This window comes from Streptomyces sp. MspMP-M5, assembly GCF_000373585.1.
Taxonomy (GTDB): domain Bacteria; phylum Actinomycetota; class Actinomycetes; order Streptomycetales; family Streptomycetaceae; genus Streptomyces.
Genome location: NZ_KB891907.1, coordinates 76,061 through 98,163 on the forward strand (window position 1 = coordinate 76,061; position 22,103 = coordinate 98,163).

Consider the following 22,103-nt stretch of genomic DNA (forward strand, 5'->3'; position numbering starts at 1 on the left):
CCGCGTTCGTGATCGCGATCCGGACAGCCCCAAAAGCCCGAGGCCAGAGCCCGGCGTGGGGATCGGTCAGTCGTTATGGGGTTGGCTGAACTCTTCGATCAGCACGGCATACTGCTCCCCGCCGTGTCCGGCGGCGACCGCCCGGTCGGCCATCGCCTTGATCAACTTCGGCAGTTCGGCATTGACACCCACCGCCTCGCTCTCCTCGATCAGGTGAGCCATTGCCCGGACATGGGTCTCCAGGGACGCCACCTTGGCAGGGAAGGAGCCACGGTCGATCTGTTCGGCATGCCCCGGCAGCCATGCGGCCACCTCGGTGGCCATCTTCTGCGCGAATGGCGCATACGTCACGGCGTCCACACCGGCCGTCCTGAGCAGGGCCGCGCCCTGGAGCCAAGCGTTCAGGACGCTCCACATCATGGCCAGACCCGCCACGTCGTACAGGGACGCCAGCCCGTGATCCGCACCAAGGTAGGTGACAGTGCCGAGCGCGTCGAGTGTTGTCTTGTGCGCCTCGAAGTCCGCCTGCGGCCCGCTGTGCAGAATCGTCGCGTCAGCGGTTCCGATCGCCGGCGGGGGCGCCATGATGGCGCCGTCCAGGTAACGGGCGCCGCGCTGCTCGGCCCATTGGGCGGCCTCCCGGGCCTGGGCCGAGTCACCCGAGGTCAGGTTCACCAACGTCATGCCGTCCAGCTCGATGTCGTCCGCCCCGAGCAGACCGTGCATGGCCTGGTAGTCGGTGACGCAGACGATCGTCAGGGAACCCGCCTTGAGCGCGTCGCCCACCGTTGGCGCCAGCAGGGCACCCTCGGCCACCAACTGGTCGGCCTTGGAGGCCGTACGGTTCCACACGGTGGTGGGATGCCCGGCTTTGAGGAACGCGCTGGCGAGTGCCTGGCCCATCCGTCCCAGGCCGATGAGGGTCACAGGTGTTTCGGTTGTGTTGTTCATGGCAGCATCGTCAACGTTGATACCGGTGTGAAGGTCAAGCGAGGTTGCGATGCGGATCGGGGAGCTGGGGCGCCGGACGGGCGTCAACACCCATCAGTTGCGCTACTACGAGGCCCAGGGCCTGCTGGAGGCGGACCGCGGCACGAACGGCTACCGCGAATACGACGAGAACGCCGTGCTGCGGGTCAGGCAGATCCGGCATCTGCTTGGTGCCGGTTTGTCCTCCGAGGACATCGCGTACGTACTGCCCTGTGCGGTCGGCGAGGCCCCGCAGTTGCCCGGGTGTCCCGAGGTGGTCGCTGCGATGCGGTCACGGCTGCAGCGACTGGACGATCGGATGGACAGCCTCGCTCAATCCCGCGACGCTCTAGCCAACTACATCGATGCGGCAGAGCGGATGGGTGGCGAGAGCTATCCGCCCTTCGACCATGCGGACCAGGAGCCCGTCCCCTCCTGAACAGCCGGGTACCCCGTCTTGCGGACCGTCTCGACCAGCAACACTCCGCCTGCCTGCGAGGCCACCGCCGACGCCCCGGCTTGAACACGAACACGTGGAAACGGAGCAACACGCCTCATCCGGTAAGTGACTTCTTTCCCGCGGTGGACGGAGCCTTGAACAGGCCCCACCTTCCCAAGTCAGGAGCACTCTCTACTCGTTCGATCAGTATCCGGGACGCCTACATCGTGCAAGGCCGAACGCCGGCAGCCAGTGATGCGGTGGGCGGCGGGCAGCTTGTGTCCGCCGGATGGGCCGCTACTGCCGAGGTGAGGGGGTACCCGCGAGGCCGTCGGTCACCGATGTCATGGGCGTGAGGCGGCGTCGATGACCTCGTCGAGGGTGCCTTGCGAGCGGCGCAGGTCCGCGATGGTGCGATTGATGCGCTCGCGTTCAGCCCGCAGTTCCTGCACCAGCCACGGTGTGGCGGTGACCGCTGGGCCGCCGTCGTGGTCACGTATGCAGGGCAGCAGTTGGGCGATCTTCTGGCTGCACAGGCCGGCGGCGAACAGCTCCTGGATGCGGATGACCCGGTCCACGGCGCGCTCCGGATAGTCCCGGTGGCCGCCGGGCGTCCGCTCGGACCCGAGCAATCCCTGCTGTTCGTAGTAGCGCAGCGACCGCTCGCTCACGCCGGTGTGGCGGGCCAATTCACCGATCCGCATCACACATCTCCCCTCGCAGACTTGAACTTGACGGCACCCCGCTACCGATCGTCGCCGACTACTACCGCCAGAGGGCCAGCGCCGGCCTCATCGTCACCGAGGGCATCTGGCCCGGCCTCCGCGGCCAGAGCGGCTGACGCATCCCGGGCCTGGAGGCCGAACGGCACGTGTCTGCCTGGAAGCACGTCACCGAGGCAGTGCACGACGCCGGCGGTCGGATCTTCGCCCAGCTGATGCACGGCGGCCGTCAGGGACACCCACGCTCCCGCATCCTCGGCGACATCCCGGCCGGTCCCTCCGCCGTCCCCGTGCCCGGGCCCGTACACGTGAAGGACGGCAAGGCAGACCCGGTCATACCGCGTGCGATGACGCACGATGACATCCGCACGGCCATCGCCGACCACGTCGCCGCCGCCCGCAACGCGATCCGGGCCGGCTTCGACGGCGTCGAACTGCACGGCGCGAACAGCTACCTCATCCACCAGTTCCTGGCCGACAACACCAATCTGCGCACCGACGCCTACGGCGGCGACATCCCCGGCCGCATCCGCTTCCCGCTGGAACTGGTACAGGCCGTCGCTGACGGGGTCGGCGCCGGCAGGCTCGGCTTGCGCCTCTCGCCGGGCAACCCCCAATTCGGTATGGAAGAGGCCGACCCGGCCCCGGTCTATCGCGCGCTCCTCGCCCGCCTCGACGGCCTCGGCCTGGCCTACCTCCACCTCACCGACGACGACCGTTACCCCGCCCTCGCCGACCTGCGCCCGCGCTGGCACGGCACACTCATCGCCAACGTCGGAGAGAACCGCGCCCCGACCACCCGCGAGGCCGGTGAGGCGGTGCTCGCATCGGGGCGCGCAGACCTGGTCTCGTACGGGCGCCTGTTCATCAGCAACCCCGACCTGCCGCACCGCTTCGCAGGCGGCCTGCCGCTGAACACGCACATCGACCAACCAGAGCTGTACGGTCACGGCGCCGCGGGCTACACCCACTACCCGGCATGGCAGGAGCTCCAGCCGGTCGCGACGCGCCAACCCTGACGCTGACTCGGGCCGACTCGGTCACTCACGGGCTAACTCGGACACTGAGACCGACCGGCAAATGGATCACCTGAGGCGGCGCGTGGTGGGACGGCTGTCCCATCGGTAGTCGGGTGGTGGTTGGGCGCAGTCACGGCTCCCGCATGTTCGCCCTGGTCGCTACGCGGAGTTGATCTGGTGGTGTTGAATGCGAGCTGGCGGTGTCTGTCGACGGCCGTCCAGTTTTACGGGGTTCCAGGGAGAGCAATGGCTGCTGACAACGGGGCCGGTGTACACGAGCGGCTCGCCGGATACCGGGACCGCTTCAACGGGTTGTTCGCGAACTACTTCGACTCGGTCGCCGAGCAGGGGCCTGCGGGCAATGCGTTCGTGCCCGAGGCGCTGGAGCTGGTGCGGGACATGTCGCTGCGGGGCGGGAAGCGGCTACGGGTCGCGCTGTTGTACGAGGCGGCGCGCCTGGTGGCTCCCGATGCCGTGCCCGGGCTGGACGAGGCCGCGCTCAGCATCGAGTTGCTGCAGACGCACGGGCTGATCCACGACGACATCATCGACGACTCCCCGGTACGCCGGGGGGCGCCGTCGGTGTACTACGCCTACCGCGAGCGGTTCCCTGGCCGTCCGCAGACGGCGTTGGGTCTGGCCGTCCTGGCCGGGGACTTGGCCGCGTTTCTGTCGGTCCAGGTGCTGCTGACCGCGCCGGTTCCCCGCGAGCTGCGGCAGGCGATGGCGGCTGTACAGGCCACGGCGGGGGCGGACACGGTCCGCGGGCAATTCCTCGATCTAGAGCGTGACTTCGGCCCGATGCCCGACCGCGAGGTGCTGGACACCGTGTCCGAGTACAAGAGCGCCCGGTACTCGGTGCTGGCCCCGTTGCAGCTGGGTCTGCTCGCGGCGGGCGCGGACCCGGCGGCCCATGAGAACGAACTGGCCCGGTACGCGCGACTGCTCGGGGTGAGCGGGCAGATGCGCGACGACTACCTCGACCTGTTCGCGGACGCAGGCACGGTCGGCAAGCCGGCCGGATCGGATCTTCGCGAGGGCCGCCGCAGCTACGCGGTGTGCGCGCTGCTGGCAGCGACGAGCGGTGCGGAGCGGGCGGTCGTGGAGTCGGCGCTCGACGGCCCCGGCTGCCCACCGCAGACCGTCGAACGGATTCAGGACATCGCCCGGCGCCACGGCGTCGACAACGAGCTGCTCGCCGAGATCCGCCGCTGTGCCCAGGAGGCGGCCGCCGTCGCGGCCAACTGGCGCGGGCGGTGGCGGGACGAAGCCGTCGAGTTCTTCGAACAGCTGCCGCTGTGGGGCGTGCTGCGCGCCCAGTGATCTTCCGTGCGGTTCGGCGCTGGGAGAGCGCGGTGAAGGCCCATCCGCCGATCGCGGCACCGACCACGCCTGGGCGCGGTCGTCGCAGCCCGGACACGCATACCTGACGCTATCTGTCCGTCTCCACCCCGCGACGGGGTCCTTCGTCTGCTTGTGGTACAGGAGCCATATGCCGATTGACCTGCGTGTTTGAGGCTAAAGGCGATGGTCGGCGGAGCCGTGGTCCGTGTATGGTCCGGATCTTGACTGCTGCTGCCCTCTCAGGTGCCGGTCCTGGCAGCGAGCCGAGCTTGAGGCAATCGGACGAGGACGTAGTAAAAGATCGCTCTCCCTGACGCTCGGGCGGCCCCGTTGGGACAGGGAACCTCCGTGGGCCCGTGCGATGGTCCGGCGAGTGGTACGGGCTGACGGCGCGGCTGACTGTTCGAGAGAGATTCTCAAGCAGGAGGGAGTGCTGATGAGAGAGGTGGTTCGGGCGGTGGTGACGAAGGTTTCGCGGGCGGATTCGGCGCTTTCCATGAGGGTGCCGGCGGCGCTCGCATACCTGGCCAGCAGGGCAGGGATCTCCAAACCCGTCGTCTACGATCACTTCTCCTCGCGCTCGGCGCTTCTCCTCTCGCTGTATGAGGACTTCGACCATCGACACATCGCTGACCTGCGTGCTGCGATAGCGCACACCCCGCCGGATCTACGGCAGCGGATCGAAGCGATCGCAACGGCCCATGTTGCGTGCGTGGTCGCCCAAGGCTCCGAACTCAGTGGAGTGGTGGCCGCACTGGTCGGCACACCAGACCTCGAGAGTGCCAGGCAAGAATCTGAACGCCGCTACGTAGACATCTGCCGACAAGCCATGCGAAGCGCTGAGGCGCCGCGGACCTCGACGAGGAAGCAGCGATCGCATTCATAGGCGCTGCGGACGCCCTTGGTCATGCGGCCGCTCGCGGCACGATCAGTCCTGAAAGCGCCCGATCGACCATCACCACCGTGCTGCTCAGCCTCGTCAACTGCTCCGGCTGAAGGACTCGAAGCTATGTAGTCGCTCTCGCGTCAACAACCTTTTGGCCCGCAACAGCTGGCGCGACGACTGTCCGGCGCCGCCCCGCTGCGGCAGGCCGTGACACGGGTTCACCGGTTTCCGATCCGTTCCTCCCAGTGAGCCAGCTCTTCACGTGTGGCAAGGATCCGGGGATGCTCGGGGCCGAGTATCTGTATCTGCTGGTTCAGCAGATACGTCAGGGAGGTCACGGCCCCGACGGCGTCTCCGGCCCGGCCACGCCAATGCGCGTGGCTGTGGTGTGCGTCAAACACCTTCAACCAGTTGTTGAGCGCCGTCAGGTTTTCCAGGCCGCTCCAGTACGGCCCGGTTCCGCTCTCCTTCGGATGCTGGAGGCCACCGTGCCGGCCCAGCACGCGGATCAGATCGGCCAGGAGTGCCTCATACGCCATCGCCGCTCTGTACGGGTCCCCCGACTCGCCCTGCCAGCGGGCGAGTTCGGCCCGCGTGTCGAGGACGGCCGTGGAGTCCGGGAACGAGTGCTGTTGCAGCAAGGGCAGGAGTTCGGTGTATGCGGCTACCGCACCGGCCGCGTCACCTGCGGCGCCGCGCCAGCGCCCCAGGGCGGCCCGGGTGTCCAGTGTGCGCTTGTGGTGGGGGCCGAAGAAGCGGCACTGCTGGTCGAGGACCGCTTCGTACGCCGTCACGGCTCCGGCCGCGTCGCCGGACTCGCCCCGCCAGTGGGCCTGACGGAGGCGGGCGAACTCGTGGCCCGGGGAATAGGGCCCCTGGTGGCGAAGTGCCTCACCTGCCAGCCGTTCGAAGTAGGCGACGGCTGCCTGTGCCCGGCCACTCGTCCCCAGCACCTCACCGACCTGGTAGAGCAGCTCATGGTCGGACGGGCTCGGGCCGTTGCCGGAGAGGCCGGACCACGCCTCGGGTCTGGAGTAGGGCATGCCCGACCAGAGGGCCGAATCGGCGTGCCCGCGGAGCACGTCGACGGCGTCGACGAGTACCGGGACGAAACCGGGGTCCACGGTGTTGGTCATCTTCACATGCCCGTGGAGCGGATCGACAGTGAGTGCCGGGGCGGAACCTGGTTCCCCCTGAGCGTTGGCCGCCAGAACCAGGGCTGACGCGACTTTCGAGGCGAGTTCCCGCACCCGGTCAGCGGACAGGGCCTCGCGCGTCACGCGCTGCAGTACCGGGTGCACGCGCACCGCGCGGTACGAGGCATCTGGTACGTAGTCGATGATCCCCAGGGCGTCCATCAAGCGGAGCGCACCCTGCACCTCGTCCGCCTGGAGCATCTGACCGGACCCCGCAGCGGCGCGGTGCGCCTGGAGGTACTCCGCGGCGGCGGAGTTGGTGAAGACGGATACGGGCATCCCCGCGGCAGGGAGCAAAGAGGCCAGCTCCAGCAGAGGACGTGCCAGGCCGCCCGAGGGCAGCCCGTCGGCCCGCTCCAGCGACGACCGCCAGGCGTCGGGCACGGCGACGTTCTGCCCGTCGGGCAACGCTCCGGGACCGGGCACAAGTTCGGCGAGCGGCCTTCCACGGCGAGGTCGGCCCCCATCCCACCTGTTGGGCTCGCTGAGCACGTCGTACTCGTCCAGCAGGCGGACATACGCCGCCAAGCCGAGCTCCGCGACGGCCAGATAGGCAGCCGCCTGCGACAGGGCCAACGGCAAGTGTCCCAACGTCTCGGCAAGGGTGGCGAGTTCATCGGCCGCAGCCCCCGTACACCCGTACTCGGCCAGCACCTCGGAGAGGTAGGCCGTCGCCTCGTGGGGCGTGAATCCTGCCACGGGGACGACAAGGCGGTTCAGTCCGGGCTGGGCGATGTCTCGACGCCGCGTGGTGACCAGGACCCGGCCGTCCGGGTGATCGGGCGGCCACAGGCCCCGCAGATCCTCGGGGTCGGCGACGTCGTCAAGGACGATCAGCCAGCGGCGTCCCGAGCCCTCGGCGTCGGGCCGCAGCCAGGCGAGAAACGCCTGCGCCGCCTGTTCGGCCGCGGCCGTGCCCGAGCCGGCGGGCGCGTCCGTCCCGGTGATCTCGGCCATGGCCTGGGCGTATCCGGCTACGGCTGTCTCGCGGTCGGTGACGGTGACCCACAGGAGCAGGTCGACCTGCTCATCGTGCCAGGCCCCACGCGCGATCCGGGCGGCCTGCTGCGTCTTGCCCACGCCCGCAGTGCCGACAAGTACCGTGCAGCGCGCCGCGGCCGGGGCGCCTGCGGCGTTCGCCGGTCCTGTGACGCCCGTGCCCTCATCGAGTGCGAGGCGCGGCTGAAAGCAACGCACGGCAGCCGGAATGACCCCCACGAGAAGCGGCCAGGACGCGGGGGGACGGGAACTGCCGTAGTACGAGACCTGGTCGGCGTGCCCGACGGCCACGCCGTGGTGACTGGCCTGGACTACGTGAGGCGCCGGCACCTTGGAGGAAGCGGAGGCGCGTGGGCTGGGGACGTCAGCCGGTTCGGTCAGCCCTGGGACGAAACCGGCGGCGGAGGGGGGCTGCTCAGATGCACACCTCCGTTGACCACCCCGCCGGCGACCGAATGATTGTCGGCGCTGACGTTCAGGTCCCCGCCAACGACCAAGCCGCCGTCCCCGACCACGGTTCCGGACGAGCGGTGCGCATCCAGGAGCGACTGCAACTCCGCGGCGGCGCGGTCGCGTTCGTCCTGTGTGAGGCCCTCAAGAAGGCCCTCGAACCGCGCCTGCCACAGGGCCTCCTGACGGATGCGGATCCGCTCCGCCGACCCGCCGTCGCCGGCGTCCAGCGCGGACGCGGTCTGATCGAGGCGCGCCAGTTCACCAGACTCCCGCTCAGCGTCCCCGCGCCCGAACCACACGGCCACCCGCCGACGCAATCCGTCCCAGGCATCCGTACCGGCGGCTTGGACCACCGCCGTTCCCCCAGCGGTCGCCAGCACCGTCAAAGCCTCGGGCAGCACGCGCCATCCCCCTTCTGCGCCGATCGCCAACGATGTCGTTGATCCTACCTTTCGGCGCCTCCTCGGCGCCGGGTGGTTTCTCCACAAAGGATCCACACGGACGAGGATGCATCCATGCGTAGCCAGGCCCCCGTTCGCCCCGGCACCCCCCATCAGCCGGTGCGAAACCGGCACGATTGACGTCAGATGCTGCTGACACCGATCACGGCGGCCTGCCCGCGACGACTCCCGCAGAGACCGACACCACCTTCACTACCACCTTGACACCCAAGCCAGTCGGCCCAGTTCAGCGCACCGCACGACATCTGTGACCAGAGTTTGACGCGGCGTCGGATGGTGCGATCCGAGCAGCCTGGACTGGCGATCCGCTCGTATCCGGTGCCGTGGACCAGAGCCCGCCCAATGTGCTCGAAGACGATCCGGTCCGGGACCCGGCGACGGTGACAGCCCAGTGGGTGGGCCGGCGCATAGTCATCGCGCGCGGGCAGCAGTGCGGCGAACTGGTCCCACAGGGGTTCGAGCAGGCAGGATGGCACGGCAGGCACGAGCCCTCCAGTGATCACTGAGCGTAGAGAACTCCATGATCACCCAGGTCCGTGCCTATTTCGTGCTCTTGAGTGACCAGCCGGCAGTGCCACCACCGTTCGCCAGCCGGTCTCAGTGGTGCCAAGCACGCCCGCCAGTGTTGTGGATGAATCGCTGCAGTACCTTGAGGGTGCTCAGGTACTCCTCTCCGGAGATGCCCGCGTGCCGTTCCGCCCGCAACTCGTCCTGGAGGGCCGCGGCCTTGTCGTAGAACGCCCGGCCTTCCGTGGTGATGCCGAGGCATCCCTTGGCGTCCTCGGTGATCCAGCCTTGGGCGATGGTCTTGTCGATCTCCGACTCCATGGCTTCCGGACCTGTGTCGAGGTAGTTCCGGAGGAGGCGGGACACCTCGCCGCGGGGTTTGACGGTGTCGGCGGGTGCGACCTGCGCGAGAACCCACCACTGCGGCTGGGTAGTGCCGATCCCGGCGAGGGCTGCCCGGGTGCGGGTGACGACGGCCTTGTAGGCCGCCCAACTCCAGTAGCCTATCGGCTGCTCGATCAGTTCGGCGTCGCTGTGCGAGTACTCCATGGCCGGCCCCTCCGCCTTTGCCCAAGCTGGTTCGACGAGATCGACCGTAGAAAATCAACCTAACTTGAGGTCAAGTTCGTTCGGCCACGTTCTATCTCTTTCGATCAGGAGCGCCACCAGATCAGAGGGCTGCGACATCGCTCGCTCCTCTTACGTCACGCTCCGCATGCTCATCCGACGCTCGATGAGCCGCTATCGCTGGGACGGCCGCTCTGCCACCCGACACCTCAAGTGATCCATTTGCCGGTCGGTCTAAGCTCGTGGCAGGAGCACGGGGGCGCGTATGAGGGGGGCCATGAGCCGGGTTGTCGTGGTGCATGGGGTGGGGCGGCAACTTGACACCGCTGAGACCCTGTTGGCGGAATTTGAGCCAGCGCTGCGTGGTGGGGTCGGACTCGCACTGCGTCGGAATCCCACGCTCGGGCGGCTGACGGACGACGACATCGCCTGCGCCGGATATGGGGACCTCTACCGGCAGCCCGGCACGCGCGGCGAGCCGTACTACCGGGCGGAGGACGTGGAGCCAGGGTTCGAGGCCGAGTTGCTGGAGACCTGGTGGCGGGAGGCGGCTCGGCTGGACCCCTCTACCCCCGGACCGGACACCGTAGGGCCGCACGGTACGGGCTCCGGTCCCACAGCCCGTGGCGCCGTCGGCCGTCTTGCCTGCCGCCCCCTGTCTGTGGACCGGGTTCGCCGCGCCCTGCACGCTCTCACCCGCACTCGATTCTTCGGTGCCGTCTCCGACCGGCTACTCATCTCGGACCTCAAGCAGGTGCGTCGCTACTTCACGGAGCCCAAGCTGCGTGAAGACGTACGGGCTCGGGCTGCGGAGCTGATCACGCTGGACACACGGGTGGTCGTGGGTCACTCGCTGGGCTCGGTGGTTGCCTACGAGGTGCTGTGCGCGCTCCGGCCGGAGCGGCCGCCGCTGATCCTGGTCACCCTCGGCTCTCCGCTGGGTCTGGCCGGGCTGGTCTTCGACCGCCCACAGCCCGCACCGCAGCAGGACGGTACAGGGGTCTGGCCGGCCCCAGTCAAGCAATGGACCAACCTGGCCGACAGCGGTGACGTGGTCGCGCTCGTCCGCGAACTGGCGCCCCGGTTCGGACCGGAAGTTCTGGACCTGCTCGTGGACAATGGCTCGGAGATGCACAGCATGCGTGCCTACCTGACGGCGGTGGAGACCGGGTCGGCGATCGCCATGGGGCTGGCTCGGTGACCACGACCCGATGGTCGGCGCCGCTGCAACAGGCGCACCGAACGGCCAGGCTGCCGACGGGCTCAACCGGTATGTCTTCGCCTTCGGCACCGGCACCTTCACCGCCGATCCGCTGTTGGAAAACCTGCCCGGCGTGGTCGAGGACCTGCGGCGGGTCATAGCTCTCTTTTCCTCCCTCGGATACGCGGAGATCCTCCCGGAGCTCGCCCGTGCACCCGATGCCCAGCAGGTGCGCGCCGGTCTGGAGGACTGGCTCAAGGCGGACGAGCGCTGCAAGGAGGACGTGCTCGTCGTGTACTACGCAGGGCATGGCCTGCGCGATGACCGCTACCACCGGCTCACCTGCCGCAACAGCCGTCGAAGCCGCGTGACCACCACCCTCGCCTCCCGCGAACTCGCGGACTTGCTGGCCGACACCCAGGTCGGGCACGTCCTACTGCTGCTCGACACCTGTTACGCCGAACTGGGCGCGGCCGAGATCGTGAACGCCACCGGCCAGCTGGTGGACTACCGGCCCCCGGGGGCCGACGGGCTGTGGCTGGTGGCCTCTGCCCGCTCCCGCGAGCTCGCGTACGACCATGCTTTCGTGACCGCTCTGGAGGCCGCAGTGCGCGCGGGCACGGCCGGGATGCGGCAGCGGTACCTGGATATTCCCACGGTGATCGACCAGGTCAACGACCATTTCCGAGGGCACCGCCCGGACCAGTGCGCCAGCTATCACGCGGTATCCGGCCGGGCGGTCCCGCCGTTCTTGCCCAACCCGAAGTACCGGCCCGGCCTGCCTGACGAGGCGATGGATGTGGAGTCGCAGCGGGAGTGGACCGCGCACTTCGGTCCGCGGAGCCGCGGTGTGGAGTACGCGAGCGAGCCGGGCGACTGGTTCACCGGGCGTCTGCAGGCCCTGGCCACGCTGGTGGGCTGGCTGCGCGATCCCGTCCACGATGCCCGGGCGCGGGTGGTGACCGGAGATCCGGGATCCGGCAAGTCGGCCGTCCTGGGCCGGCTGCTCACGCTGGCCTGCCCGGACCACCCGGAAGCGCCTGCGCACCTGCTGCTGCCACCCGGCTCGGTCACGGTCTCCGTGCACGCGCACGGCACCACCCTGGAAAGGCCGCCGCAGGAGATGCGGCGTCTGGCCGCCTACAAGGTGCTGGCGGCGTACGACAACAACCAGGCCGGACAGCTGGCGGCCGACGCCGATTCCGCCTCGGAGCGCCGGGAGTTGGGGGATGCCTCAAAGGTCGTGGACACGGCGCTGGGGTATCTCCTGGGGTCGGAGCAGAAGGTCACGGTGGAAGGTGCTGAGCACGCCGAGGGCGACGTGCCGAGGCCGGGGCGGCGGGGGCCGCCGCGGTGCAGGAGCGGCTTCGGCAGTGGGCCACCAAGGAGTTGCTGATGCTGCGGATCCAGCAGGCCGAACGGTCCGCTGTGCTGCTGGGGGACAGCGTGTACGCGTTGGTGTGGGATCCGGTCAAGCAGCGTCCGACGCTGAGGGTGTACGACCCGGGGTTCTACTTCCCGCAGTGGGACGACGACCAGGACCAGGACTTCCCGACGCGGGTGCATCTGGCGTGGGAGCTGCCGGAGGACCCGGAGGCGGGTCTGAAGGCGCGGGTTCGGCGGGTGACCTACGAGCTGGGGCCGATCTCCGAGGACGACGCGAGCGTGGTGCGGGAGTGCCCGTGGGAGCCGGGACGGCCGTCGCGGATGACGTGCTTTCTGACGGACTCGGAGTGGTTGCTGGAGGACCTTAAGCAAGGTGAGACGCTGGACCGGTTGCCGATGGGCACGGCCGCCTTCCGGGTACGGCCTGACGGCACGGAGCTGAACCGGCTGGACTTGTGGATCGACTTCGTGCCCGTCATCCACATCGCGAACACGATCCCGCACGGCGGGGAGCACTGGGGGCAGTCGGTGATCGCGAAGGTGCTCCAGGGCCTGGATGAGCTGGCGGCCACCGATTCGGACAGCGCGGCTGCGTCGGCGACGACGGGGACGCCGATCATCGGGCTGGCGGGGACGCGGCTGCCGGTGGACCGCGCGACGGGTACGCCGGTGCAGCTGACGGTGGAGGCCGGCGCCGTGTGGCAGCTGGGGGACTCCGGGCGGATGGACGCCCTGGGCACCTCACCGCAGCTGGCCGAACTCCGCGCGCGGGTGGAGCGCCTGATGGACCGCATCGCGTCCAACTCGCCTGTCACGGCTGCCGGGTTGGGGACGCTGGACGCGTCTCAGGTGCCGTCGGGGTGCGCGCTGAAGCTGGCGCTCGGGCCGCTGGATGCGCTGGTGGGGTCGATGCGGCTGCCAAGAGGCGCAAGTATCAGCTGCTGTTGAAGGTGGTGCAGCGGCTGTACCAGGCGGGACGGGCGGAGGGGTGGCCGGCGGGGGAGTCGCTTTCCGCGCGGCTGGTGTGGGCGCCGCATACGCCGACGGATCGGGCGGCGGTGCTGGACGAGGTTGTCCAGGCGTACGGGGCTGGGGTGTTGTCGTTGGAGACTGCGGTGGGGAAGCTGATGGACGCGGGCTATCCGGTCAAGGATGCCGCCGGGGAGGTGGCGCGGATCCGTGAGGCTGCGGTGCAGAAGCAGCAGGCCGCGCCGGCGGCAATGCCAGGAGCAGTCAGCGAAGGCCATGGCCGAGGGACGGGCGGAACCGAGCGCAACGCTGATCGGGGGTCGGGTACGTTCGGGTTCGAAGCGTCGGCCGGGCGGTAGTAGCCGACGGCTGCGTTGCTGAACTGAGGTGGCGGATGCGGGGCCCTCTTCACTGCAGTCCTATTTCAACCTGGCTGATTTGACGCGATATTGACGGGTCGGGAGATCATTGCCACAGCGCCACTGTGACGCAATGTGTTTGACTGGCGTGGAGTCGAACTCGACGCTTGCCTCCGTGGAAGACCGGCGAGCGAATCTGTGGTTCCCGCGGCCTGGTCGACTGCGTTTGAGGGGCCCGGTCTGCTAGCGACAAAAGGGCAATGATAGGTTACAGCCGGTCCGGTTCCGCGCCATACGAGCGTGCCAAGAGGCGTGCCAGGGGGTAGGCGATGGCAATTTCTGACGGATTTCATGCTGACGTGGACGAGCTTGGGGGACTGTCCCGGAAGCTGCTGCAGAGCGCCGAGTCTATGAGTCGAGCGTCACGGAGTCTGCAGCAAGCAAGCGTCAACGACCTTGGTAATGCGGACATTGATGAAAGTGCGTCCGACTTCAGAGACTCATGGGATTACGGTATCGGCCAGATCGTCAAGACGCAGTTGGCGCTTCATCAGGGCCTGGAAGCGACGGCGCGGGCTTACCACGAGACGGACACCGCTATTCAGGAGGCGCTGTCGAAGGGCCAGAGAGCCGATACGTCGGGTGGCGGTAAGGGCGGCGCCAAGTCTCCCTTTGGGTAAGTGAGTGCGAGCATCTGTAGTGGTCGGGGGAGCGATAGACGATGTCATTGGCTGAGCAGCTTTGGGGATACGGCGGCGGCGACCCGTACGAGAACAATGGAAGTTTTCCGGGGCTGCAATTCAATCCGGCCCCTGGGAGGGTTCAGGCCGTTCAGGATGTCCTCGACGACCTGGGACGGGCCAACAAGGACATCCGTTCAGCCATGGACGTCGTGCTGGGTATCCACAACGGCAGCTCCTGGACTGGCGAGGCTGCCGAAGGATTCCGCGAGAAGACTGCCTGTCTTCCCGGGATGCTGGCCACCGCGGGTCTGAGTTTCCAGAAGGCCACCGAAGCCCTGACGGTGTGGCACTCGCAGCTGGAGACCATGCAGTCACGGGCCGGCCAGCACGAGAAGGCTGCCAAGGCGGCGCGGGAGCGGGCCGACCGAGCGTCTAAGAACCCCAACCTGGGCCTGCTCGGCGACGGTTCACTCAACCTCTCGGAGCTGGTCAGCGACGAGCAGATCGAGCGGCACAACCGCGCCGTGGAAGAACTCAACGCCGCCAACGCCGAACTCGAAGGCATCATTTCCCGCGCCAACGGGATCCGAACGCAGCACGAGGAACTCGCCGGCACGGTGGCCGCCGTGCTGAAAGATGCCGGAGAGCAGGCGCCGGACGCCCCGGGGCTGCTGGACAGCCTCAAGAACCTGGCCATGAGCGTTCTGACGTTCCAGAACGAACTGGCCAACTGGGTCAAGGAGCACGCCAACGCCATCGCCGCCATCGGCGACGTGCTGTCGCTGGTGAGCACGACGATCGGCACCATCGGACTGGCCTGCGACATGGTCGGTCTCGGCATTGTCGGCGGTCCGCTCGGAGGTATAGCGGCGGTGTTCTCCGGTGGCGCCCTGGTAGCGCATGGCGCGGCCAAGCTGGCGGGGGCGGACGTTTCGGCCGCGACCCTTGGGTGGGACGGGCTGGGGATAATCAGTGGGGGCGTGGGAAGCGCCGCACTCGAAGACGGCGGGAAGCTGCTGACAAAGATCCCGAAAATCATCGGCGCAGAGCGTGGTGTGACGGGGACAGGGACGGTCCAGACAATCCTGGGCCTGATGGGGGACGACAGCGTGCTGAAGCACTTCGCCCCCCAGGACGACATACAACGGCAGATGAGCATCGGAGGCACCGTGCCGCTTTTCCTTGCCCTCAAGAACGCCTGGGACTCGGGTAGCGAGAAGGACAGGAGCGCCCAGTGAGGGGGAGTCTCTGGCCGGTTCTGTGCGTGCTGCTGCTGATGGGCATGGTGGCTCTGATCACGTCACTGGTGAACCGGACACCGGCGACGACTGCCCGGAAGCGGACGGAGGTCCGCGTTCCCGAGCCTGCCAGCGGGCGGGAGTACGCCGTCTGGCTGGCACGTCAACAGGGCTATGACCTCTCGCATCGTGTGGGCGGCAGAACTTCCCTGTACCTCGTCTTCCGACCCTCGCCCCGCTATTGGCCGCCGAAGCTGGGCGGTCCCGTGGGGGGTGTCGCCCTGCCGGCAGGGTATCCGCCGCCGTCTCCCGAGGAACTGCGGGGCATCCGGGGGGAGATCCGGCGAACCGAGAACCTCAGTACCGGACTTTTCCTGGCGAACTTCGGGTTGTCCGCCGGGGTGGTGTACGGGTTTGAGGCCGTACACCGGTGGCACGCCGGCACCGAGGCGAAGGCCGCGCTGGTGATCGCGGCAGTGACTGCGGTGATGGCGATTCTGGCCACGCTCAAGCTCTTGAAGGATCGACGCCGGCGGCGTCTTAAGTTCGACTTCTCGACTCCTCCGGACTCTCCGCCGGACTCAGAACTGGGCGGCATGCCGCCTTCTGGTAATTGGAGTGAAGGACCCAGGCAGTGAACATCACTTTTGACGTCCCGCCGTTCTTCCGTGAGATGGCACCGGTGGAAAGCGCGGAGGAGGCCCGGGCCGTGGTGGCCGAGCGGCTGGCGGGAAAACTCGGGGAGACGCGTGCGGAGGTCTTCGAAGAGTTGTCTTCCGCCTACGCTCTGGCTTCATCCCTCCGTGAGGAGTCCGGCATCGTCTATGCGGCGAACTGCTTTGGCACGGTCAACGCAGAGGTGTCGGCCGGGACGTTGACGGTGGCCACGAATCCGCTTGTGTACACCGATCCCGGTCTCGCTGTTGGCGGTATCGCGCGCATTGCCGCCGAACGCGGTGGTGAGGATGTCGCCGCCGAAGTGCTCGACCTTCCGTGCGGGCCGGTGGCGGTGACCGTGCGGCAGGCGGTGACGATGTCCATCCCGGCGGAGTTCGCTGAGTCGGGGGAGGACACCCCGGTCGAGACGGCTCAACTTCAGGCTTACCTGGCCGTGCCAGGGGGCCAGGAGCTCATCACCGTCACCTTCGCCACGCCGAGCATCCGGCACTGGCCGCAGTACTGCGAGATCATGGTCGAGTTCCTGCACAGCATCCGCCTGACGCCGACCGAGGACGATACGGAACGACAACCCCCCGTCACCGTCCCCTCCACGGTGTCGCCGGCGGCCCCAGAGTCTTCCCGAGGGGCCGGTGGGCCCACCCCCTTTGGGTGACCGTGAGTACACGTCAAGTGCGAGGGCAGGCGGCCTGCTGATCATCCACCAGCCGCCCCGTCAGGCCGGCACGTCCTGACGGCAATCGCGGACCGGTTCGTAAGAGGTTGTTGTACTTGGCGGGCTCGGTAGCCTTCGACCGTGACGATCACGGAGCGTCTCGTCCCGGATGGGTTATGGGAGTTGTTCCAGCGGGTGGTGCCGGTGGCACCTACACGTCCGTAAGGCGGTGGCTGACGACGCTACGGTGACCGGGAGCTGCTGGCCGCCATCTTGTTCGTGGCCACCTCCGGGTGCACCTGGCGGCAGGTCCCGGAGATGTTCGGCCCGTCCTGGTCGACGGTGTACCGGCGCTTCGGCGAGTGGGGCCAGGCCCGGGTGTGGGCCAAGCTCTACCGCCTGGTGCTCGACGAGCTAGGCCAGCCGGTATCGCCTCCCTGGGGGGCGATGTGTTGGTGACCCGTTGGAGGTCAGAACCCCAACACGATGACGAAAACGGGGGCCTGGCGGGCGGCACCGGCCAAAGTTCGTTCCGTCGAAGCCTCCTGTTGCATGCCGGAGTCGGCACAACATCCCTCTCGACAAGGCGAAAACCATCTATACGGCCGGTTTGTTCTTGATCCGTTACGGTTTTGTGGCCGTCGATGAGGCAACCGTGACCAGCCGCATAGGGGAACAACAAGCACCTGCAGCATAAGTGACCTATGGGCCTAATTGACCGGTTGGGTGTTGTGTCTGATTCGCCTACGGTCGTGTTTGCTCGGCTGCCGCCGAGTCTCGCGGAGTCCGATCGGCGAAAGGGGAACCGCCGCCATGGCAGACGAGTTGGCCGCGGTGGCGGTACCTGGGATCAGGCATCGGGCCGAGGCCCTGGAGACGATCGGCGCCCTCGCGCTGCTATCCCTCGCGAAGGGGGTACTGGCGTAATGAAGCGCATCCTGCCCATTCTCTTTCTGACTGCTGCGGTTCTGCACACAGGTTGTGATTTCGTCGGCGATGCCCGTCCATCGGGCCCACCGACCGCTACCGCAACCCCCTCACGCTCCGGCACGGAACTAGCCGACCGCTACCGCAAGGCTGGAGGGGACGCCGACGTCTACGGCATCCACCATGCGAAGAACGACAAGGGTGTCCTTGTGCTGAGCGTGTGGACCCACAAGAAGGCCGGCTACGAGAACGTCGACGACTTCGCCACCGAACTGACGTCTTCCCTCACCCGGGAAGGCGTCCGCTTCGGTCAGGGCTACGTACTCAACGTGTACGGCCCTGACGGAGTACGACTGCACAACCTTGACACCACTCCGGAGCACAACCCTTGATGCCCAAGCACGTGACCAGAGCCCTTCTGGCCACTATTTCTGCCGGCGCCTGAACAGCACGCTGAGCACCGAACCGGCGACGATGACGGCCACCTTCAGCAACGACACCACCAAGACCGCGACTGTGGGCAGGACTGTTGCAAAGTCTGGACTTTGCAACAGCCCTGTCTGTGTGGGCGCGCTGCGGCTTTTCCGTGCGTATCAGGCGTGATGGTTGCGGTGTCCAATTCGCGCAGGTGCCTCGGGCGTCTGCTGTGACAGGAGATGGCTATGCGTGTTTCTCGTTTTGCCACCACGTTGGGCGTGGCGGTCGTCGTGATGCTGGGCGGTGCCGGAGTCGCCGACGCCGCCGCGGCGGGTGTGGCCGTATCGCATCCTCGCGATGGCTGGCACCGCCACCACTCGGGGTGGCACCACCGCCACGGGTGGGACCGCCACCACGCGGGGTGGCACCACCACGACGGGTGGGACCGGGACCAGGGGCGGTATCACCACCAGGGTTGGGACCGCGACCGCAACCACTGCGACCGGGACGGTCGCTGACTCAGCGTGGTCCTCGGGCGTCCCCTCTGCTGTGGGAGGCGCCCGAGGCGTGAGCGCCGCAGGTCCAGCGCGCCGATCGCGCATCGGCGGCATGACAGCTACCCGGCTGCTGGGCGGGTGTCCGTCACAACCTCGGCACGGGCCCGGTTGTTGCCGGCCGCGACCAGAGCCGTGCGCAGCCGGCCACCCGCACCGCATCACCCCTCGTACGCCAGCGTTTTGATCGATCCGCACCATCCGCCCCTCCGGGGGTTAACGCGTCACGCGCGGGCCGTGGCGTTCCTGCATCTCAGAGTCAGGGGTAACCACCCGCCGCGCCGACACCTCTCCCCGGCAGGAGAGGGGCCAGGACTCGTGCGGGCGGGGTGCGGCCGGCGTGTGCCCGGGCCCTATGCATCTCGGCCTGCGGCTCCACCGTCGTGGGTGGCGCTGAGGCACGCGATCATGTCGGCGAGCCGGTGCAACTCGCCGGCGATGCCGCCGTAGTCGGCCCCCGGAGCGCCGACGGCGTTCATCGCGACGTCCTGGGCGGCACGGGCAAGCCGGGAGGCGATCAGGGTGATGCCCGCGCGGCCGACACGGTTGCCGCCCGTGTACGCGGCCAGTGCGGCTGCTTTGAACAGTTGCCTGGCCAGGCCGGCCTTCAGGCCGAGCGCCGCCATGTACAGGGCGTCACGCTGGGAGCCGCAGGGCACCACGGCACCGCCCAGGCCCTGCCCGTAGCCCTGAAGGACACTGCGCAGCATGCCGGGCTGCTGCCCGGGATCGATACCGAAGAGCATCGCCTCCGAGATGCCATGCAGCACCCCGGCGAGTTCCTCGGGCGGCATCTGGTAGGCGCGGCGCCCCTGTGCCGACTTGTCGATGGTGAGCCGCGCGCCGAGGGCCTCGATCGCGCGGCGCGTCTGCGTGGCCCGGGGGACCGGCACAGCTGTGATCTTCGGGAATTCGTCCATGCACCGCACAACGATTCAAACGCCCGCAGCGACAATAAAGGGCGCCCGCACCGGACGCTCCCTTCACCGTCGGCACTCGCGGTCACTCCGCACGATCGGATGCGGTGATGGCGACCAGGGCCGACGGCCTCACCCTCGACACCGACCCGCGTGCATCGACCTCGACCGCGTGCACCACTGGCTTTCCACTGTGGGGGTGATCGATGAGTAGGGTGGTGATCTGTTGCTGGCTGATTCCGGCCTTTACCAGGCGGATGTGATGCGTGGGTTACAGCTCCTGCCCGGCGGTTCCGCCGGGCCGCCGACGACCGGCTTCGAGGTCTCCTAGGTCGCCCCGGACGGGGCCGGAGCTACGGCGTCCCCTGGCGGAGGCGTGGGCGGTGCCGTTCGCGCAGGTCGCTCCTGCACGTGCCTTCGCCTCGAATCGAAATCAGCGCAACCTGTCGGGCCTGTGGTGGTCCGCCACCGTCGGCGGGCACGTCGGGTACGAATCCTGGCTGGAGCACGACCAGTTGATGCTGCTGGGCTTCGATCCGGCGGTGGTGGGCATCTGCTCGCAGCCCTTCTGGCTGTTCTGGGCGGCGAACGATCGGCCGGGGTGGCACGCGCCGGATTATTTCGCCCGCCGCGCGGACGGCACGGCGCTGGTGGTCGTCTGCCGCCCGGTCGAACGGCGCCGCCCCCGGGTTGGGCGAAGTTCGAGGCGACTCGGGCGGCCTGCGCGGAGGTGGGGTGGGAGTTCGAGTTGCTGGGAGCCCCGGATGCGGTCCGTGTGCGGAACGTCCGGTGGCTGGTGGGCTACCAGCATCCCCACCATCGGGCGAAGCGGTCGCTTCGCGGCTGCGGGAGATATTCGCCGAGCCGGGGCCACTGTTGGATTGCGCCGCGGGGGTGGGCGAACTGCTGGCAGGGCTGCCGGTGTTGTTCCCCCCTTCGTGGGGTCGGTGCGCGGGCAGCCCTCCGTCCGGATGAACCTGCACCAAATTCACGGTCACCGTCCTGTTGGTGGGTACTTCGACCACGTCCCTGTTCGACATCGATCGCAGTGGAGGTCCGTCACGATGGATGACCGCGTCGAAGCCCAGCCGGCCGTGGAGAGTGTGCCGGAGGCCGTGGCCTTTCCCGACGCGCCCCAGGGCATGCCGAGGCCGGAGACGCCAGGGTGGAGTTTGTACCCGATTTTTGGGGCTACGAGCTTCTGTTGAACCGATACGCCGTCAAACTGCTGAAAGAGGAGGCGTCGCGGCTTCTGGAACTGATCGGCAAGGCTCTGCCGAAGAAGCTCGGCCTGCTCGTCAAGGCGTACATCTACAGCAGGAAGTGGTGGGTGGAACGCATCGATCAGGGGACCGGAATCCGGTTCTCCTCTCCGTGGCTGATGCCCGGAGCGCTGGTGCCAACGGTCTGGGACGACGGCGAGGGGCACCATCCCGAGCCGGAGAACCCCGGGGACACCTACCTGTGGTGGTCCGTATGGGAGGAAGGCAGGGGCTGGAGCAAGGACATCCGATTTCCCAGCCACCACAGCATGGCCGCTCCCGCGCTGCTGGCGAACCAAGACCGGTTCTTGTGCGTGCACCGAGGCGGCCACAAGGACGCGAGTCTCTACCTGACCGTCTTCAAGGACGGCAAGTGGGCTACGGGAGAGAAGCTGCCAGACGCGATGTGCACCGACAGCGGCCCGGCCTTGGCCTGGCACCCGCAGCACGGGCTGTTCGTCGCCTACTACAAGCCCTACCAGCCCAACACCTTCAAACCTCATGGGTTGATGTGGAGCAGGCGCTCCGGCGACGGTCTGTCCGGCACGTGGGACGAACCGGCGAGGATCACCACCAATGTGCTCCAGGTAGAAGCCCGCCCGGCGCTTTGCTTCGACGGTGACAGGCTCCTGTGCGTCTTCAAGGAAGGCGCCAAAATGTTCGGGCGGAATTCACTGTTTTGGGCAGAGATGGACCTGACGAAGCGTCCGTGGACGTGGAGCAACTACCAGCCGATGGGGAAAGCTTCCGAATCGGCCCCCTCGCTGACGAAGGACCAAAACGGGAACATCCTGTGCGCCTGGACGGACAACGGCCGGGTGCGACTGGCCGTGAGGAAGAAGGGGACCTACGACTGGCAACCGCTTCCCGACCCCTCAGACGTCACCTCGAATGATTCTCCGATCCTTGCCCACGTCCCCCGCCCGGGGCATGTCTCGACCCTGTGCATGACCCACTCGGGAGCCAACGACATGGCACTGAGCACGGCCACCGGGGAAGACTTGACGCAGGCGCTCCCATGGAAGGCACCAGAAAAACTGCCCGCCCACAGCAGCGCCGTGGCGCCCGCCGTCATCTACGGCGACTACCAACTTGAGAACGGCGAGCGGAAGTTGCAAGCCGTGTGCGTCCACCGCGGGCACGCCGGGTAGTCGCTTGGCACACCGCCGACGTGGGGGCGCCCGTCGCCGACGTGCCGACCAGCCGTGCGCCCGCCCCTTTGCGTGGAAGCCGGTCAGTGGGCTCTGCGACAGCCGCACGGCAGCCGAGTTGGAACGCGGAGACGCAAGGTAGGT

22 protein-coding genes and 3 pseudogenes are annotated in these 22,103 nt (G+C 68.0%); 18 read left to right on the top strand and 7 right to left on the bottom strand.

Features of this window, described 5'->3' with window-relative positions; all coding sequences use genetic code 11:
• Positions 1–66: 66 nt before the first annotated feature.
• Complete coding sequence (locus B073_RS0125075; protein WP_026247711.1) at positions 67–951, bottom strand: NAD(P)-dependent oxidoreductase; 885 nt, start codon at positions 949–951, stop codon at positions 67–69.
• 49 nt (positions 952–1,000) lie between these two features.
• On the opposite strand from B073_RS0125075, the gene B073_RS0125080 reads away from it, so the two are divergent.
• On the top strand, positions 1,001–1,408 hold the full coding sequence (locus tag B073_RS0125080) for a MerR family transcriptional regulator (RefSeq protein ID WP_018540837.1): 408 nt from the start codon (positions 1,001–1,003) through the stop codon (positions 1,406–1,408).
• Between the two features lie 344 nt (positions 1,409–1,752).
• On the opposite strand, the gene B073_RS0125085 is transcribed toward B073_RS0125080, so the two are convergent.
• Complete coding sequence (locus B073_RS0125085) at positions 1,753–2,112, bottom strand: MerR family transcriptional regulator (protein WP_018540838.1); 360 nt, start codon at positions 2,110–2,112, stop codon at positions 1,753–1,755.
• Positions 2,113–2,279: 167 nt separating this feature from the next.
• Between B073_RS0125085 and B073_RS0125090 the strand changes: the two genes are divergently transcribed.
• The 3 genes from B073_RS0125090 (at position 2,280) to B073_RS41075 (ending at position 5,379) form a co-directional block, all read left to right on the top strand.
• Positions 2,280–3,149: a hypothetical protein gene (locus tag B073_RS0125090; protein WP_018540839.1), complete on the top strand. Its 870-nt coding sequence runs from the start codon at positions 2,280–2,282 to the stop codon at positions 3,147–3,149.
• A gap of 246 nt (positions 3,150–3,395) precedes the next feature.
• Positions 3,396–4,472 (top strand): polyprenyl synthetase family protein, encoded by a 1,077-nt coding sequence (locus tag B073_RS0125095; protein ID WP_018540840.1) that lies wholly within the window; start codon positions 3,396–3,398, stop codon positions 4,470–4,472.
• Between the two features lie 457 nt (positions 4,473–4,929).
• Positions 4,930–5,379, top strand: a complete 450-nt coding sequence (locus tag B073_RS41075) for a TetR/AcrR family transcriptional regulator (protein WP_158690213.1) — start codon at positions 4,930–4,932, stop codon at positions 5,377–5,379.
• A gap of 218 nt (positions 5,380–5,597) precedes the next feature.
• Here the strand turns inward: B073_RS41075 and B073_RS41080 are convergent, their stop codons facing one another.
• The 4 genes and pseudogenes from B073_RS41080 to B073_RS0125115 all read right to left on the bottom strand — a co-directional run bounded on the left by B073_RS41080 (position 5,598) and on the right by B073_RS0125115 (position 9,544).
• Positions 5,598–7,904, bottom strand: a complete 2,307-nt coding sequence (locus tag B073_RS41080) for an NB-ARC domain-containing protein (protein WP_106731948.1) — start codon at positions 7,902–7,904, stop codon at positions 5,598–5,600.
• A gap of 47 nt (positions 7,905–7,951) precedes the next feature.
• Positions 7,952–8,458 (bottom strand): hypothetical protein, encoded by a 507-nt coding sequence (locus B073_RS0125110; RefSeq protein WP_202487903.1) that lies wholly within the window; start codon positions 8,456–8,458, stop codon positions 7,952–7,954.
• 272 nt (positions 8,459–8,730) lie between these two features.
• Positions 8,731–8,973, bottom strand: a pseudogene (locus tag B073_RS44400) (IS5/IS1182 family transposase); the annotation flags it as partial.
• Positions 8,974–9,085: 112 nt separating this feature from the next.
• The gene (locus tag B073_RS0125115) at positions 9,086–9,544 is read right to left on the bottom strand and encodes a MarR family winged helix-turn-helix transcriptional regulator (protein ID WP_018540844.1); all 459 of its coding nucleotides are present in this window, start codon (positions 9,542–9,544) and stop codon (positions 9,086–9,088) included.
• Positions 9,545–9,689: 145 nt separating this feature from the next.
• On the opposite strand from B073_RS0125115, the pseudogene B073_RS48165 reads away from it, so the two are divergent.
• From B073_RS48165 to B073_RS46650, 12 genes and pseudogenes are all read left to right on the top strand, one after another.
• Positions 9,690–9,779, top strand: a pseudogene (locus B073_RS48165) (IS5/IS1182 family transposase); the annotation flags it as partial.
• A 60-nt stretch (positions 9,780–9,839) separates the two neighbouring features.
• Complete coding sequence (locus tag B073_RS0125120) at positions 9,840–10,763, top strand: alpha/beta hydrolase (RefSeq protein ID WP_026247712.1); 924 nt, start codon at positions 9,840–9,842, stop codon at positions 10,761–10,763.
• Positions 10,764–10,773: 10 nt separating this feature from the next.
• Positions 10,774–12,159 (top strand): caspase family protein, encoded by a 1,386-nt coding sequence (locus B073_RS0125125; RefSeq protein WP_018540846.1) that lies wholly within the window; start codon positions 10,774–10,776, stop codon positions 12,157–12,159.
• Entirely contained in the window at positions 12,153–13,097 is a 945-nt protein-coding gene (locus B073_RS45315) for a hypothetical protein (RefSeq protein ID WP_158690214.1), read from the top strand. The genes B073_RS0125125 and B073_RS45315 overlap by 7 nt, the downstream gene beginning before the upstream one ends.
• Positions 13,094–13,477, top strand: a complete 384-nt coding sequence (locus B073_RS0125135; protein WP_158690215.1) for a hypothetical protein — start codon at positions 13,094–13,096, stop codon at positions 13,475–13,477. The genes B073_RS45315 and B073_RS0125135 overlap by 4 nt, the downstream gene beginning before the upstream one ends.
• A gap of 359 nt (positions 13,478–13,836) precedes the next feature.
• The gene (locus B073_RS0125140; protein ID WP_018540849.1) at positions 13,837–14,157 is read left to right on the top strand and encodes a hypothetical protein; all 321 of its coding nucleotides are present in this window, start codon (positions 13,837–13,839) and stop codon (positions 14,155–14,157) included.
• A 41-nt stretch (positions 14,158–14,198) separates the two neighbouring features.
• A complete protein-coding gene (locus B073_RS0125145) occupies positions 14,199–15,398 on the top strand; it encodes a putative T7SS-secreted protein (RefSeq protein ID WP_158690216.1) in 1,200 nt (399 codons plus the stop codon).
• 26 nt (positions 15,399–15,424) lie between these two features.
• Positions 15,425–16,036, top strand: coding sequence for a hypothetical protein (locus tag B073_RS0125150; protein WP_158690217.1), 612 nt, complete (start codon positions 15,425–15,427; stop codon positions 16,034–16,036).
• Positions 16,033–16,731, top strand: coding sequence for a hypothetical protein (locus B073_RS0125155; RefSeq protein ID WP_018540852.1), 699 nt, complete (start codon positions 16,033–16,035; stop codon positions 16,729–16,731). Before B073_RS0125150 ends, B073_RS0125155 begins: the two co-directional genes overlap by 4 nt.
• A 141-nt stretch (positions 16,732–16,872) precedes the next feature.
• A pseudogene (locus B073_RS48170) lies at positions 16,873–17,206 on the top strand (transposase); the annotation flags it as partial.
• Positions 17,207–17,657: 451 nt separating this feature from the next.
• On the top strand, positions 17,658–18,050 hold the full coding sequence (locus tag B073_RS46645; protein ID WP_158690218.1) for a hypothetical protein: 393 nt from the start codon (positions 17,658–17,660) through the stop codon (positions 18,048–18,050).
• 270 nt (positions 18,051–18,320) lie between these two features.
• A complete protein-coding gene (locus tag B073_RS46650) occupies positions 18,321–18,593 on the top strand; it encodes a hypothetical protein (protein ID WP_018540856.1) in 273 nt (90 codons plus the stop codon).
• A gap of 389 nt (positions 18,594–18,982) precedes the next feature.
• Here B073_RS46650 and B073_RS0125180 read toward each other — a convergent pair whose 3' ends face one another.
• The gene (locus B073_RS0125180; RefSeq protein WP_018540857.1) at positions 18,983–19,549 is read right to left on the bottom strand and encodes a hypothetical protein; all 567 of its coding nucleotides are present in this window, start codon (positions 19,547–19,549) and stop codon (positions 18,983–18,985) included.
• Between the two features lie 380 nt (positions 19,550–19,929).
• On the opposite strand from B073_RS0125180, the gene B073_RS44415 reads away from it, so the two are divergent.
• Both B073_RS44415 and B073_RS0125185 read left to right on the top strand, forming a co-directional pair.
• Positions 19,930–20,754, top strand: coding sequence for a TnsA-like heteromeric transposase endonuclease subunit (locus B073_RS44415; RefSeq protein WP_234025161.1), 825 nt, complete (start codon positions 19,930–19,932; stop codon positions 20,752–20,754).
• Positions 20,712–21,959 carry a hypothetical protein gene (locus tag B073_RS0125185; RefSeq protein ID WP_018540858.1) on the top strand — a complete coding sequence of 416 codons (1,248 nt, stop codon included), beginning with the start codon at positions 20,712–20,714 and terminating at the stop codon, positions 21,957–21,959. The genes B073_RS44415 and B073_RS0125185 overlap by 43 nt, the downstream gene beginning before the upstream one ends.
• Positions 21,960–22,103: the final 144 nt, after the last annotated feature.

Coding starts and splice junctions, on each gene's coding strand:
- B073_RS0125120 (WP_026247712.1), top strand. CDS start 9,840: ATGAGCCGGGTTGTCGTGGTGCATGGGGTGGGGCGGCAACTTGACACC.
- B073_RS0125115 (WP_018540844.1), bottom strand. CDS start 9,544: ATGGAGTACTCGCACAGCGACGCCGAACTGATCGAGCAGCCGATAGGC.
- B073_RS41075 (WP_158690213.1), top strand. CDS start 4,930: ATGAGAGAGGTGGTTCGGGCGGTGGTGACGAAGGTTTCGCGGGCGGAT.
- B073_RS0125095 (WP_018540840.1), top strand. CDS start 3,396: ATGGCTGCTGACAACGGGGCCGGTGTACACGAGCGGCTCGCCGGATAC.
- B073_RS0125080 (WP_018540837.1), top strand. CDS start 1,001: ATGCGGATCGGGGAGCTGGGGCGCCGGACGGGCGTCAACACCCATCAG.
- B073_RS0125085 (WP_018540838.1), bottom strand. CDS start 2,112: ATGCGGATCGGTGAATTGGCCCGCCACACCGGCGTGAGCGAGCGGTCG.
- B073_RS0125180 (WP_018540857.1), bottom strand. CDS start 19,549: ATGGACGAATTCCCGAAGATCACAGCTGTGCCGGTCCCCCGGGCCACG.
- B073_RS46650 (WP_018540856.1), top strand. CDS start 18,321: ATGCGTGTTTCTCGTTTTGCCACCACGTTGGGCGTGGCGGTCGTCGTG.
- B073_RS0125145 (WP_158690216.1), top strand. CDS start 14,199: ATGTCATTGGCTGAGCAGCTTTGGGGATACGGCGGCGGCGACCCGTAC.
- B073_RS0125075 (WP_026247711.1), bottom strand. CDS start 951: ATGAACAACACAACCGAAACACCTGTGACCCTCATCGGCCTGGGACGG.
- B073_RS46645 (WP_158690218.1), top strand. CDS start 17,658: ATGAAGCGCATCCTGCCCATTCTCTTTCTGACTGCTGCGGTTCTGCAC.
- B073_RS0125125 (WP_018540846.1), top strand. CDS start 10,774: ATGGTCGGCGCCGCTGCAACAGGCGCACCGAACGGCCAGGCTGCCGAC.